The organism is Skermanella aerolata KACC 11604, from assembly GCF_000936425.1.
In the GTDB taxonomy this organism is placed as follows: domain Bacteria; phylum Pseudomonadota; class Alphaproteobacteria; order Azospirillales; family Azospirillaceae; genus Skermanella; species Skermanella aerolata.
The window spans coordinates 178,437-191,729 of record NZ_AVFK01000004.1 but is presented as its reverse complement, the minus strand read 5'-3'; the positions used below and the strand labels follow the sequence as shown (position 1 = coordinate 191,729).

The window sequence follows — 13,293 nt, the reverse complement described above, 5'->3', positions numbered from 1 at the left end:
CAGTGAAAATCACATCAATTACTGCCTATTGTAGCGCGGGGAATGTACTGCCGCCCTGCCCGCGCTCCCGCCTCCAGCGCCGTCACCAGGGCGCCGCCGTCCCGTGCCGCGATACGGACCATGACGCCGCAGTCGCCGGGGAGGCGCGATGCGCCGGCGTAGACGGCTTCGCCGCAGGCGGCTATCGCGTCCAGCACAGCGGCCTCCGCCTCGGCTTCGTGCGTTCCGCCGATCAGGGCTATCCAGCCGAAGGCGCGGAAGCTTCCGCTCAGGCCGGTGCTGCCCTTCGCGATGGCGGCGCCGGTCACCCGCATGCGTTCGCGCGCTACGACGATGCCTCCCGGCCGGCGGATCTCCGTCGACGTGTCCAGCCAGTCGAAGCTGCCTTCGGCTCCCCTGGGCGTGTGCATGAGGAAGCCGTCGCAGGCCAGTACGGTGGCGTCCTCGGCGGCTTCGATCACGATGCGCTGGCGCAGCCTGCTGCCGGGGAACAGGATCACCGGCTTGGGCAGGTATTCCAAGCGGGCGTCTTCGTCCGCCTTGAGCGTCACGTCCTGGCGGGCCATGCCGCCGCCCGGCATTCCGTGGACGACAGCGGCGGATGGGGTCGCGAAGCGGGCCTGGGCACCCGGCTGCGCCGCGATCGACAGCGATAGGTCTTCGTCCTCGAACAAGCCGCCCGAGGCCGATTGCAGGATGACGGTCGCCCTGTCGCGGGACGCCGGGTCCCGCGAAGTCCTGTCCAGGCGGAAGACGTCGGCGACCGAGAAGGGATAGGCGACCCGTCGGCTGACCAGCCGCGTCGGCCCCGTCCCGCCGGTCCGGCCGAATACCAGATCGAGCTGATGCACCCGGTCGGCGACGGCCAGCCCGGTCATCGGCTCCCGCTTCCGGCCGATTTACCCGTTTGCCTGCCCAGGGGGACCGCGTCGCGGATCGCCCGAACGACGCCGTCCACGCCGTCGCCGGTCCTGCAATTGGTCAGCACCACCGGCCGACCGCCTCGGACCTCGCGCGCTTCCGCCACCATGCGGTCGAGATCGACGCCGACATGGGGCGCCAAATCGACCTTGTTGATGACCAGCAGGTCGCTCTGGATAATGCCGGGACCGCGCTTGCGCGGGATGTCGTCGCCGCCGGCCACGTCGATCACGAACATCCAGTAGTCCACCAGATCCAGCGAGAAGGTCGATGCCAGGTTGTCGCCGCCGCTCTCGATCAGGATCAGCTCCAGACCGGGGAACTGGGCGTCCAGTCGCTCTGCCGCCTCGATGTTGAGGGTCGGGTCCTCGCGGATGACGGTGTGCGGGCAGGCTCCCGCTTCCACCGCCAGCACCCGTTCCGGATCGATCAGCCGGCTGCGGCGCAGGCGCTCGGCGTCTTCCTTGGTCACGAGGTCGTTGGTGATGACGGCAAGGTCGATCCCTTCGCCGCGCAGCAGCGGGATCAGACGCTCGACCAGCGCCGTCTTGCCGGAACCGACCGGGCCGCCGACGCCGACACGGGCGGCGCCGACTACTTCAGTGGAAACGGTCATCGCAGCATGTACCTCCGGTTCAACGGCACCTTCTTGGCCGGGGCGCAGGTCAGCAGCGCGCCGTCGGCGTAGACGTCGAAGGTCTGGGAATCGACCGTGATATGGGGCATCGCGTCGTTGTGCAGCATGTCGCGCTTGGTGATGCCCCGGATGTTGCGGATCTGGATGAAGCGTTTCTGAACGCCCAGCTTGCGTTCGACATCGGCCTCCACCGCCAGCCGGGAGACGAAGGTGTAGCCGAGCTTGTGCTTCGCCGTGCCCAGCGCTCCCCACATCGGCCTCTGGATGATCGGCTCGGAATTGGTCTGACTGGCGTTGCCGTCGCCCATCGCGGCCCAGGCGATGAAGCCGCCCTTGATGACCATCCACGGCTTGACGCCAAACGAGTTGCGCGGCCACAGCACGATGTCGGCCAGCCGGCCCGGCTCCAGCGATCCGACATGCTCCTCGATACCCACGGCCCGCGCCGGGTTGATCGTGTATTTGGCGACGTAGCGGCGAATGCGCTCGTTGTCGGCGCGCTGGGTCGTCTCGGTCGGCAGCCGTCCGACGCGCTCCTTCATGACGCTGGCGAGCTGCCAGCACTTGGCGACGTTCTCGGCCAGCCGCCCCATGCCCTGGGTGTCGGTGGCGAAGATCGAAATCGCGCCCATGTCGTGCAGAATGTCCTCCGCCGCCATGGTCTGCGGCCGGATGCGCGATTCCGCGAAGGCGACGTCTTCCGGCAGGCGAAAGTTCAGGACATGCGCCAGCATCGTCATCGGCACGCCCTCGTTCAGGGCATAGGCGGTGAAGGGGTTGGTCGGGTTGGTCGACGACGGGATGACGTTGGCGAAGCCGTTGACCCGCAGCAGGTCCGGCGCATGGCCGCCGCCCGCTCCTTCCGTGTGGTACATGTGGATCGTCCGGCCGTCGATGGCGGCCAAAGTGTCCTCGCAGAAGCCGTACTCGTTGATCGTGTCGGTGTGCAGATGGACCGCGAAGTCGTTGCGGTCGGCGGCGATCAGCGAGCCGTCGATCACGGCGGACGAGGCGCCGAAGTCCTCGTGGATCTTGACGCCCAGGGCGCCGCCCGCGACCGTTTCCTCGACGGCGCCGGGGTCGGAAGCGCCGCGCCCCAGGAAGCCGAAGTTCAGGCAGTACTCGTCGGCCGCGCGGATCAGCTCGCCGAGCACGTTGGGGCCGGAACAGCTCACGTCGAAATGGGGGCCAGGGCTCATCCCGATCATGGTCGTGATGCCGCCGGCCAGCGCGTGGTCGCACTGCTGGGGCGACAGGAAATGCGCGTGCGCCTCCACCCCGCCCGCCGTGGCGATGTAGAAGTCGCCATGCACGACGGTCGTATTGGGACCCGTCCGCAGGGACGGGTCGACGCCGTCCATGATGTCCGAATTGCCGGCCTTGCCGATGCCGACGATGCGCCCGTCGCGGATTCCGATATCGCCCTTGACTATGCCGAGCACCGGATCGATCACCGTGGCATTCTGGACCACCATGTCGAGCGCGCCGGACGCGTAGGTCCCCGTCGTCTGGAAACCCTCGCCGTCGCGCATCGACTTGCCGGCACCGGTCGTCAGCTCGTCGCCGTAGACGGTGAAGTCATGCTCGATCTCGGCCAGCAGGCCGGTGTCGCCGAGCCGGACCATGTCGCCTGTGGTCGGGCCGTAGATCTCGGCGTAATGCGCGCGGGATATCGTCGCCATGGCTCAGTTTCCCCCCTTCGGCGGTCCATCGGGAGGCATGAACCCGCGTGCGCGCGCTGACGCGAACGCCTTTTCGCGGACTTGCTCGTCGTTGACGTCGCCGTTGGTCAGGCCGGATTGCCCGAACACCAGCCCGGCACCGCCGAAGGCCACCAGCCGCACCTGCTTCCTCAGACCCGGCTCGAACCGGACGCCGACGCCGGACGGCGCGTCCAGCCGCATGCCGAACGCCTTTTCCCGGTCGAACTCCAGCGCGCGATTGGTCTCGAAGAAATGGGCGTGGCTGCGGACCTGGATGTCGCGGTCGCCGGTATTGACCACATCGAGCACGACCGAACGCCGGCCGGCATTGACCTCGATATCCTCGTCCGGGGTGATGATCTCGCCGGGCACCGGCTCTCCGGTCGGCGGGTTCTTCCCCGGCCGGATCGGGTCGAACACGATCACCATCTTGGTGCCTTCCTCGAAGCTGGCCTCGACCGAGATGATGTTCGCCATCTCCGCGACGCCCTGCATGACATCGTCGGTGGTCAGCAGCCCGCAGGCCATGTCGACGATGTCTTCGTATGCCATGCCGGCGCGGGCGGCCAGCATCATCTCGTCGGAAATCAAGGCGACCGCTTCCGGATGGGACAGCGGGATTCCCCGCGCCTTGTGGCGGCGGGCGAACTCGGCGGCGGTGAACAGCGTCAGCCGCTCCATCTCGGTGGGCGTCAGGTTCATGGATGTCTCCGGATTTTCGGCGTCAGTTCGAGAAGAGGCGCATGGAGCGGGCGCCGTGGCGCATCATGGCGATCTCGGTCAGGGGAGAGAACGAGGAAACCTCGTCGATGGGCAGGACGGGGGACTGCGCCAGCGCGGCGATGACGGGCCGGGCGGCGGAAATCGCCTGCTGCATGTCGATATGCGAGGCGATGCCGAGCCGGATCGCCGCCGTCGTCAATCCCGACACGAAGCCGTAGCCCGACAGGGCCAGCGCCGGACCGCGCGCCAGACCGGCCCCGGCGAGCACCAGCCCCAGCGCCACGGCGGCATGCCCCGGTGTCTTCCCCGCCGACACCAGCTTGCGGAACTCCGCCGCTCCCGGCGTGCCCAGCCGGGCATGGATGCCGAGCAGTGCCGCTCCAGCGCGGCGCGATCCTTCGCGCTGGGCGCTTGCCAGGCTGTAGGTTTCCACGCCGGCGTCCAGGCCGCACAGCGCCGCCTCGTCGCCGGCGCCATCATGGGCGTGCGCCACGAACACCCGGTCGAACCCGGACCAGCGGCCATCGACCTGCCCGAGGATGAACGGGACCAGATCGCCACGTCCGACCAGCCCGTCGGTCACCAGCCCTTCCAGTCCCCAGGAGAACCCGAAGGCTCCGCTCGGGAACTGCCCGTCGCCGAACTGGCAGGCCATCAGCAGAGTCTCGATATCGCTCACGGGCGTATCATTCACCGACGACCTCGACCTTGCCCTCGTCCATCAGGTCGGCCAGCCGCGCGACATAGGTCTCGCGCGGGCCGTCCAGCGCCACCAGCAGGTCGCCGTGGTCGAAGCGGACGCGCCAGTGCAGGTTGCCGGCATGGTAGCCCAGTTCCAGGGCGGCGCCCTCGACATCGCTCGGCCGCAGCCGCAGCCAGTGCTGCTCGGTCAAGCGCGCCACCACGGCGCGGTCGTGTTCCAGCAGCAGCACGGCGCCGTCGAAGATGCCCTGGTCGCGCGGCAGCATCACGGCGCACTCGCTGCCCATGTCGGTCACGGCGCGGAACCGGCGGCGGGCGGCTTCGGCGGGAGGAATGTGCAGATATTCGATGCCGCCATGGTGGCCCGCGTGATGGATGCGGGCCGACAGGTCCGGATCGTCGCAGTGGCCGAGGATTCGGGTGATTTCAATCATGTCTTGGGTTCTGGCATATCTGGGATTCCGGCACCGCAACAGGGCGTCAATCAATCGTCGCCAGCCCTGCCCGTCCGTGTCAAGGAACAGAATTATGAAGATAGCCGTATAAAGGATTGAAAAGCCATCGCCCATGGAATGGGCCACGAAACCGGCTCCCGGAGAAACCACCATGCCGCAGCATCCCGCCCTAGCCCCCGACCGCGCCGCCGTCATCACCGGAGGCGCCAGCGGCATCGGCCTTGCCGCCGCCGAACGCTTCGCCAAGTTGGGCATGAAGATCTGTCTGGCCGACATCGACGCCGAAGCGTTGGAAGCCGCCGCCGAGACGATCCGCCGCTCCGGCGGCGAGGTCATCGCGGTGCCGACGGACGTTTCCGACGCCGAGCAGGTCAGGCGCCTGAAGGACAAGGCGATCGAAGCTTTCGGCGACATCGCTGTAGTCATGAACAACGCGGCCCGCGAAGGCGGCGGCGGGCTGTTCGCCGATCCGCAGCGCTGGCGCGACACCCTGGCCACCAACCTGTGGGGAGTCATCAACGGCGTCCAGGTCTTCGGTCCGGCCCTAATCCAGCAGGGCAAGCCGGCAGCGATCATCAACACCGGCTCCAAGCAGGGCATCACCTGCCCGCCCGGCGACACCGCCTACAACGTCACCAAGGCCGGGGTGAAGGTCGTGACCGAGGCGCTGGCGCATGAGCTTCGCAATGTCGAGGGCTGCCAAGTCACCGCCCATCTGCTGATCCCCGGCTTCACCTTCACCGGCTTCACCCGCGCCAAGGGAGTGACGGAGAAGCCGGCGGGAGCGTGGTCGGCCGAGCAGGTCGTCGACTTCATGCTGGACTCGATGGCCAACGGCGACTTCTACATCCTGTGCCCGGACAACGACGTGTCGCGTGAGATGGACAACAAGCGCATCCGCTGGGCCGCGGAGGACATCATCCAGAACCGCCCGCCGCTGTCGCGCTGGCACCCGGACTACAAGGAGGCGTTCGAGCGGTTCGAGCCGTGAGGCGGTGAGCGCATCGACTTCCCAGGCACCGGAGGAACCGGCATGAAGCGTTCGATCCTTGCGGCAACAGCCCTGATCTGCGCCTTCGCCACGCCAACCCATGCCACCGATGCCATCCCCGTCGGCCTCGACGCCTACGCCCAGTGGGACCGCTGGCCGCAGCAGCGGATCGGCGTCCGGGCCTATATGCGCTCGACCTACGACCGCGACGGCGGCAACCGCACGGCCGATGCTTCGCACTTCCTCTACGCGGAGCGTCCCGATTTCAACGTGGCGCTGGATATCCTCGGGCGCGGGGTCCTGTATTTCGTCCGCACCAACCACTGGCATGGCAGCCCGTGGCATTACGAGGTGGACGGCATCGACAATATCGTGCGGGAAACCAGCACCGCCGACCCGGACCATCCCGTCCCGGATTCGACGTTCGAGCCAGCGGCGGCATTCCCGCCGCCGCTGGCATGGACGTGGTCGACGACAAAGGGCGCCGACCTGAACTGGGTGCCGATAGCTTTCGACCGATCGCTGAGGCTGGCCTATGGCCGGACCTTCTACGGCACCGGCTACTACATCTATCACCAGTTCGCCGAAGGCACTCCGCTATCCACTCCGCTGGTCCCCTTCGACCTGACCAAGCCGCCCGATCCCAAGGTGCTGGACCTGATCTCCCGCGCCGGGACCGATATCGCGCCCCGGGATATCGCCCGCGCTGAAAAACGCGTCACCCTCGCCCCTGGCCAGACGGCAGCGCTGTTCGAACACACCGGCTCCGCGACGATCCGCGCGCTGAAGATCACGCTACCGCGCGACCGGGCGCGGGAACTGTCGGACGCCCGGCTGCGCGTCACATGGGACGACAGGGCGGTGCCCTCGATCGACGCGCCGCTGGCGCTGTTCTTCGGCGCCGGACTGCTGCACAACCGCGACGACGCCGAGTATCTGGTCAAGGCGTTCCCAACCAGCATCCGCTACGCCGCCGACGCCGTCCATCTCGACTGCTACTTCCCGATGCCGTTCTTCCGCTCCGCCCGGATCGAACTGGTCCCGCCCCCAGGCCTGTCCTCCCCCGTCCCGCTCAGCGCGGAGATCCGCCACGAGCCTTTCGGCGGCTCTCCCGCCGCCTCCGCCTATTTCCACGCGACCTACCGCGACCATGGCGGCGGCGAACCCGGCCGCGACCATATCCTGCTCGACACGCGCGGGATCGAGGGCAGCGGCGATTGGTCGGGATCGTTCGTCGGCACGTCGTTCACCTTCACCGACCGGGCCGAGTTGCGGACGCTGGAGGGCGATCCGCGCTTCTACTTCGACGACGCCTTGACACCGCAGGCCCACGGCACCGGCACGGAGGAATGGGGCGGCGGCGGCGATTACTGGGGCGGGCAGACGATGACGCTGCCCTTCGCTGGGCATCCGATCGGCGCGCCCCGGCCGGAGGACGCCCGCACGCCGGACGATCTGGTCCACTCCGCCTACCGGTTCCTGCTGGCCGACCTGTTCCCGTTCGGCCGCAACGCCCGCATTCAGCTGGAGCACGGCGGCCTCAACGAGATGTCAGAGCAATACAGGACGGTGACATACTGGTACGGCTTGCCGGCGGCGTCGCTGGTCCAGACCGACCGCCTGATCGTCGGCGACGAACGGTCGGAAAGCGATCATGGCTACCGATCGCTCGACGCCACCGCACCGCAGCCCGGCCTTGGCCGCCGGACGCGCGGCAGTTCGGAGTTCACGCTGACCATCCGGCCCGACAACAGGGGCGTGATGCTGCGCCGGACGCTGGACTACGATCTGCCCGACCAGAAGGCCCAGGTCTGGATAGCGGACGCCGATGCCTCGGCGCCCCGATGGGAACCGGCCGGCACGTGGTATCTCGCCGGCTCGACCACCTACTACCACAGTTTCCCGGCCCATGAGACCGACCCGCCCAATCCAGAGGTTTACAAAACCGATGCACGGCTACGTGACGACGAGTTCCTGCTGCCGCTGCGCCTGACGGAGGGCCGCAAGGCGATCCGAGTCCGCGTGACCTTCGAACCGGTGGACCGCCCGCTGCTGCCGGGGATACCGCCGCAGCCGTCGGCATGGTCGGAAATCGACTATACCGCTCATAGCTGGGTGACCCCGAGCTTCACGTTGCCGGCCAGATAATCGATGAAGGCGCGCACCCGCGCCGGAAGGTGCAGCCCGGCGCCGACGAAGACGGCGTGGATTTCCTCGACATCGCCAGGGTTGAGGTCTTCCAGCACCGGCACCAGCCGCCCGTCCCGGATGTCCGGATCGATATGGAAGCGCGACAGCCGCGCCAGCCCTACCCCGGCCAGCACCAGCCGGCGCGCGGTCTCGCCGTCTCCTACCTGCACGTCGCCGCAGGCCGGCACCGTGCGGATCGCACCCGCCTCCAGGAACGGCCATTCCTCGATGCTGCGGGCGAAGTTGAAGCCGATGCGGTTGTGGGCGGCGATCTCTTCCAGCGTTCGAGGATTTCCAAAGCGCTTCAGATAAGACGGCGACGCCACCACCACCATGCGGCTCGCCCCCAGCTTCCGCGCCAAAAGCTGCGAGGCCCTCAGCGGCCCGGTGCGGATCGCGACATCGGCGCGTTCTTCCAGCAGGTCGATCACCTGATCGGTCAGGACTATGTCCAGCGTCACCTCGGGGTGACGCTCCAGAAAACCCGGCACCAGCGGCAGCAGATGATGCAGCCCGAACGGCACGTTGGAATTCACCCGCACCCGCCCGCGCGGCTCGGTCCCGGCCGCCGCCTCCCGCTCCGCCTCGTCGATGTCGGCCAGCACGCGGACGCAGCGGCCATAGAAGGCCAACCCCTCCGGCGTCAGTTGCAGCTTGCGGGTCGAGCGGTTTATCAGGCGCGTCCCCAGCCGGTCCTCCAGCCGCGCCACCAGCTTGCTGACCGCCGACGGCGTCATCCGGAGCGACCGAGCGGCGGCGGAAAAGCCCGAGTGCTCCACCACGCGCGCGAAGACTTCCATCTCGCCCGAGCGGTTCGTGTCCAGTCTCGACATGGTGAGTTCAACTCACAAGTGATGTGCTCTGCGGCAGTCTAATTCATCGATGCTCCGCTCGCCATCTCCTGGGCTGGACAAGTCATCAACCCAGGGTCTTCTCCCATGCCCATCGCGGTCTACGCCCTCGCCGCCGGTGCCTTCGGCATCGGCACGACGGAATTCGTCATCATGGGCCTGCTGTTGCAGGTCTCCGCCGATCTCGGCGTCTCGGTCCCCGCCGCCGGCCTGCTGATTTCAGGCTATGCGCTGGGCGTCTTTGTCGGCGCCCCTCTCCTCACCCTCGCCACCCGCAGCCTGCCGCGCAAGACGGTGCTGGTTGCCTTGCTGGTCATCTTCACGGCCGGCAACATCGCCTGCGCCATGGCGCCGAACTACGAAGCGCTGATGGCGGCCCGCGTCGTCACCTCGCTTGCCCACGGGACGTTCTTCGGCGTCGGCTCGGTCGTCGCCACCGGTCTGGTCGGCCCCGACCGGCGGGCATCCGCTATCGCCATGATGTTCACCGGCCTGACGGCGGCGACATTGCTCGGCGTGCCGTTCGGCGCGTGGCTGGGGCTCGATTACGGCTGGCGGTCCACGTTCTGGGCAGTCGCCGCCATCGGCGTCGTCGCCACGATCGTCCTCGCCGTCTTCGTGCCCAGTACGCGGGAACGCACCCAGGCGCCGCCGCTCCGTGACGAGTTGGCTGTATTGGCTCGGCCCCAGGTCCTGCTGGGCCTGCTGATGACCGTGCTGGGCTATGCCGGGGTCTTCGCCGTCTTCACCTATATCCAGCCGATCCTAACCCAGATCACCGGCTTTTCCGACGCGGCGGTCTCCCCGATCCTGCTGGTGTTCGGCGCCGGCATGGCCGCCGGCAACATCCTGGGCGGCAGGATCGCCGACAAGCGTCTGGTGCCGGCGCTGATCGGTACCCTGGCCACCCTCGCCGCCGTCCTGATCCTGATGACTCCGGCGCTGGAAGCCAAGGCTTCCGCCGTGATCGCCATCGGCCTGTTCGGCGCCGCCGCCTTCGCCACCGTCGCTCCGCTCCAGTTGCGGGTGCTGGAGAAGGCAGGCGTAGCCGGCCAGAGCCTCGCCTCCAGCCTCAACATCGCGGCCTTCAACCTGGGCAACGCGCTGGGCGCCTGGACCGGCAGCCTCGTGATCGACCATGGGCCGGGCCTGTCCGCCCTGACTTGGGTCGCGGCGCTGATCACCCTGACCGGCCTTGCCACAGCGCTCTGGAGCGTCCGTCTCGACCGCCGCCATCCCGCCCCGGCACTCCGCACCGCCTGAAACTTCCAGAACAGAGGAAATCCGACCATGGAATACAGACAACTCGGCGCATCGGGGCTCAAGGTCCCGGCGCTCAGCTTCGGGGCCGGCACCTTCGGCGGGCGCGGCCCGCTGTTCGGCGCCTGGGGCGACACCGATGTCGCTGGCGCCCGGCGGCTGATCGACATCTGCCTGGAAGCCGGCGTCAACATGTTCGACACGGCGGATGTCTATTCCGGCGGCGCTTCCGAGGAAGTGCTGGGCGAAGCGGTCAAGGGGCGGCGCGACAAGCTGATCCTGTCGACCAAGACCGGCCTGCCGACGGGGGAAGGCCCGTTTGACGCCGGGACCTCGCGCAGCCGCCTGATAACCGCTACCGATGCGGCCCTGAAGCGGCTGGGGACCGACTACATCGACCTGCTCCAGCTCCACGCCTTCGACGCGCATACCCCGGTCGAGGAAGTGCTGGCGACGCTCGACACTCTCGTCCAGGCCGGCAAGGTCCGCTACGTCGGCGTCTCCAACTTCTCCGGCTGGCAGATCATGAAGTCGCTGGGCGTCGCCGACCGCCACGGCTTGCCGCGCTACGTCGCAAACCAGGCCTATTATTCGCTGATCGGCCGCGACTACGAATGGGAGCTGATGCCGCTAGGATTCGACCAGGGCGTCGGCGCCGTCGTCTGGAGCCCGCTGGGCTGGGGCCGGCTGACCGGCAAGGTGCGCAGGGGGCAGCCGTTGCCGGATGTCAGCCGGCTGCATGAGACGGCGGAGTTCGGCCCGCCGGTGGACGACGAATTGCTGTTCCGGGTGATCGACGCGCTGGACGGGATCGCGGAGGAAACCGGCAAGACGATCCCGCAGATCGCGATCAACTGGCTGCTGCGCCGCCCGACCGTTTCCAGCGTCATCATCGGCGCCCGCAACGAGGAGCAGTTGCGCCAGAACCTCGGCGCCGTCGGCTGGTCGCTGACGCCCGAGCAGGTGGCGAAACTGGACGCGGCCAGCGCCACGACCGCCGCGTATCCGTATTGGCCCTATCGCCGTCAGGCCGGCTTCGCGCGGCTCAACCCGCCTGCGGTCTGATACCAGTGGCCGAAGAGATTGACCTGTGTGGACAGTGTTTGTTGGGCCACGGCCCAACATTTGCCGATCGCCAGTCGAACTCTTCGGCCGCTGGTATGAAATAGCCCGGACAGGACGGGTCTGTGGCGGTCACGCGGGTTTCTCCTGCGCGGCCGCCGCTTCCTCGGCGGCCTGGCTCCGCAGGACGCGGCGCATGACCTTGCCGGTCACCGTCATTGGCAGTTCCGCGACGAACGCAACCTCGCGCGGGTACTCGTGCGCCGCCAGCCTGACCTTGACGAAGTCTTGGATCTCGCGCGCCAGCTCGCCGGAAGGCTCCACCCCGGCGCGCAGCACGACGCAGGCCTTGACGATCTCCGTCCGGATCGGGTCCGGGACGCCGATCACCGCCGCCATCGCGACGGCGGGATGCCGGATCAAACATTCCTCGACCTCCGCCGGTCCGATCCGGTAGCCGCCGCTGGTGATGACGTCGTCGTCGCGCCCGACATACCAGAAGAAGCCGTCCTCGTCCTTCCGCCCGAGGTCGCCGGTCACCAGCCAGTCGCCGACGAACTTCTGGCGCGTCGCTTCCTCCCGGTTCCAGTAGCCCAGGAACATGACCGGGTCGGGCCGATGGATCGCGATGGCCCCGACCGTGCCGGCCGGCACGACCTCGCCCCGATCGTCTATCACTTCGACCCGGTGGCCGGGAATGGCCCGCCCCATCGACCCGGCGCGGAAGCCCAGATGGGCCGCGGCGTTGCCGACGACCAGATTGCATTCCGTCTGGCCATAGAACTCGTTGATCGTGACGCCGAACACCGTGCGGCCCCAGTCCAGCAGTTCGGAACCGAGCGTCTCGCCGCCGCTGGCGACGGTGCGGAGGTTCAACCCTTCTCCCGTCACGCCGGCCCGCCGCATCAGCTTGATCGCGGTCGGCGGCAGGAAGACGTTGCGGACGCCGTGGCGCTTCATCAGGTCGACCGCTTCGTGCGGGTCGAACTTGCGGAAGCGATGGGCCAGCACCGCCACGCCATGATGCCATGCCGGCATCAGCACGTCGAACAGGCCGCCGATCCAGGCCCAGTCCGCCGGTGTCCAGAACAGGTCGTCCGGCTGCGGGAAGAACTCGTGCGGCAGCTCGACGCCGGGCAGATGTCCCAGCAGCACCCGATGCCCATGGAGCGCTCCCTTGGGGTTGCCCGTCGTGCCGGAGGTGTAGATGATCACGGCGGGATCGTCCGGCCCGGTATCGGCGGGCGTGAACTCGTCCGAAGCGCCTGCCAGCGCTTCGTGGAAGTTCACGGTGCCCTCGGGCGCGCCGTCGATGCACAGCACCAGGTCCAGCACCGGCAGCCGGTCGCGCAGCGGTGCGATCTTGGCGTATCCGGCGGCATCGGTCACCAGCACGCGCGCGCCGCTGTCGCCCAGGCGATATTCCAGCGCTTCTTCCCCGAACAGCGCGAACAGCGGGATCGTGACCAGGCCGGCCTTGAAACCCGCGACGTGCCCGATCGCCGTTTCCGGCGATTGCGGCAGCAGCACAGCCAGACGGTCGCCGCGCCGCAACCCGTGCTCCGCCAGAACGTTGCACAGCCGGTTGGTCAGCAAGCGCATCTCCGCGAAGGTGTAGCGGCGGACGCTGCCGTCCTCGTCCTCCACGATCAGCGCCACGCGGGCCGGATCGCCGGCATGCCTGTCGCAGACATCGACGCCGATGTTGTAGCGGTCGGGCACGTCCCATACGAAGCTTCGGGCAAGCTCCGCGTAGTCGTCGTGGCGCGTCAGCATGGGCTTCCTCCTTTTTCCCAGC

At 68.0% G+C, this 13,293-nt stretch carries 12 protein-coding genes; 4 read left to right on the top strand and 8 right to left on the bottom strand.

Annotated features, from left to right (window positions below):
- Positions 1–14: 14 nt before the first annotated feature.
- From N826_RS07520 to ureE, 6 genes are read right to left on the bottom strand one after another with little or no spacing between them, the layout of a single operon-like run.
- Complete coding sequence (locus N826_RS07520) at positions 15–878, bottom strand: urease accessory protein UreD (protein WP_052830903.1); 864 nt, start codon at positions 876–878, stop codon at positions 15–17.
- A complete protein-coding gene (gene ureG / locus N826_RS07515; protein WP_044427238.1) occupies positions 875–1,537 on the bottom strand; it encodes an urease accessory protein UreG in 663 nt (220 codons plus the stop codon). The genes N826_RS07520 and ureG overlap by 4 nt, the downstream gene beginning before the upstream one ends.
- Positions 1,534–3,240: an urease subunit alpha gene (gene ureC, locus N826_RS07510; protein WP_044427236.1), complete on the bottom strand. Its 1,707-nt coding sequence runs from the start codon at positions 3,238–3,240 to the stop codon at positions 1,534–1,536. The genes ureG and ureC overlap by 4 nt, the downstream gene beginning before the upstream one ends.
- Positions 3,241–3,243: 3 nt before the next feature.
- Entirely contained in the window at positions 3,244–3,963 is a 720-nt protein-coding gene (gene ureB / locus N826_RS07505; RefSeq protein ID WP_044427233.1) for an urease subunit beta, read from the bottom strand.
- Between the two features lie 22 nt (positions 3,964–3,985).
- Positions 3,986–4,663, bottom strand: a complete 678-nt coding sequence (locus N826_RS07500) for an urease accessory protein UreF (RefSeq protein WP_052830902.1) — start codon at positions 4,661–4,663, stop codon at positions 3,986–3,988.
- Between the two features lie 7 nt (positions 4,664–4,670).
- A complete protein-coding gene (gene ureE / locus N826_RS07495) occupies positions 4,671–5,120 on the bottom strand; it encodes an urease accessory protein UreE (protein ID WP_044427230.1) in 450 nt (149 codons plus the stop codon).
- Positions 5,121–5,292: 172 nt separating this feature from the next.
- Between ureE and N826_RS07490 the strand changes: the two genes are divergently transcribed.
- Both N826_RS07490 and N826_RS07485 read left to right on the top strand, forming a co-directional pair.
- Complete coding sequence (locus N826_RS07490) at positions 5,293–6,132, top strand: SDR family NAD(P)-dependent oxidoreductase (protein ID WP_044427471.1); 840 nt, start codon at positions 5,293–5,295, stop codon at positions 6,130–6,132.
- 42 nt (positions 6,133–6,174) lie between these two features.
- Positions 6,175–8,280: a DUF2961 domain-containing protein gene (locus tag N826_RS07485; RefSeq protein ID WP_044427228.1), complete on the top strand. Its 2,106-nt coding sequence runs from the start codon at positions 6,175–6,177 to the stop codon at positions 8,278–8,280.
- Here the strand turns inward: N826_RS07485 and N826_RS07480 are convergent.
- Positions 8,238–9,155 (bottom strand): LysR family transcriptional regulator, encoded by a 918-nt coding sequence (locus N826_RS07480; protein ID WP_044427226.1) that lies wholly within the window; start codon positions 9,153–9,155, stop codon positions 8,238–8,240. The genes N826_RS07485 and N826_RS07480 overlap by 43 nt on opposite strands.
- Positions 9,156–9,260: 105 nt before the next feature.
- On the opposite strand from N826_RS07480, the gene N826_RS07475 reads away from it, so the two are divergent.
- Together N826_RS07475 and N826_RS07470 are read left to right on the top strand one after the other, a co-directional pair.
- Complete coding sequence (locus N826_RS07475; protein ID WP_044427223.1) at positions 9,261–10,436, top strand: MFS transporter; 1,176 nt, start codon at positions 9,261–9,263, stop codon at positions 10,434–10,436.
- A 27-nt stretch (positions 10,437–10,463) separates the two neighbouring features.
- Positions 10,464–11,498: an aldo/keto reductase gene (locus N826_RS07470; RefSeq protein WP_044427222.1), complete on the top strand. Its 1,035-nt coding sequence runs from the start codon at positions 10,464–10,466 to the stop codon at positions 11,496–11,498.
- A gap of 129 nt (positions 11,499–11,627) precedes the next feature.
- On the opposite strand, the gene N826_RS07465 is transcribed toward N826_RS07470, so the two are convergent.
- Positions 11,628–13,271 (bottom strand): acyl-CoA synthetase, encoded by a 1,644-nt coding sequence (locus tag N826_RS07465; RefSeq protein WP_044427469.1) that lies wholly within the window; start codon positions 13,269–13,271, stop codon positions 11,628–11,630.
- Positions 13,272–13,293: the final 22 nt, after the last annotated feature.

What these genes read in the sequence shown, in the direction of transcription:
- N826_RS07480 (WP_044427226.1), bottom strand. Translation starts at nt 9,155, where the DNA reads ATGTCGAGACTGGACACGAACCGCTCGGGCGAGATGGAAGTCTTCGCG.
- ureB (WP_044427233.1), bottom strand. Translation starts at nt 3,963, where the DNA reads ATGAACCTGACGCCCACCGAGATGGAGCGGCTGACGCTGTTCACCGCC.
- N826_RS07465 (WP_044427469.1), bottom strand. Translation starts at nt 13,271, where the DNA reads ATGCTGACGCGCCACGACGACTACGCGGAGCTTGCCCGAAGCTTCGTA.
- N826_RS07520 (WP_052830903.1), bottom strand. Translation starts at nt 878, where the DNA reads ATGACCGGGCTGGCCGTCGCCGACCGGGTGCATCAGCTCGATCTGGTA.
- ureC (WP_044427236.1), bottom strand. Translation starts at nt 3,240, where the DNA reads ATGGCGACGATATCCCGCGCGCATTACGCCGAGATCTACGGCCCGACC.
- N826_RS07485 (WP_044427228.1), top strand. Translation starts at nt 6,175, where the DNA reads ATGAAGCGTTCGATCCTTGCGGCAACAGCCCTGATCTGCGCCTTCGCC.
- N826_RS07470 (WP_044427222.1), top strand. Translation starts at nt 10,464, where the DNA reads ATGGAATACAGACAACTCGGCGCATCGGGGCTCAAGGTCCCGGCGCTC.
- N826_RS07490 (WP_044427471.1), top strand. Translation starts at nt 5,293, where the DNA reads ATGCCGCAGCATCCCGCCCTAGCCCCCGACCGCGCCGCCGTCATCACC.
- ureG (WP_044427238.1), bottom strand. Translation starts at nt 1,537, where the DNA reads ATGACCGTTTCCACTGAAGTAGTCGGCGCCGCCCGTGTCGGCGTCGGC.
- ureE (WP_044427230.1), bottom strand. Translation starts at nt 5,120, where the DNA reads ATGATTGAAATCACCCGAATCCTCGGCCACTGCGACGATCCGGACCTG.
- N826_RS07475 (WP_044427223.1), top strand. Translation starts at nt 9,261, where the DNA reads ATGCCCATCGCGGTCTACGCCCTCGCCGCCGGTGCCTTCGGCATCGGC.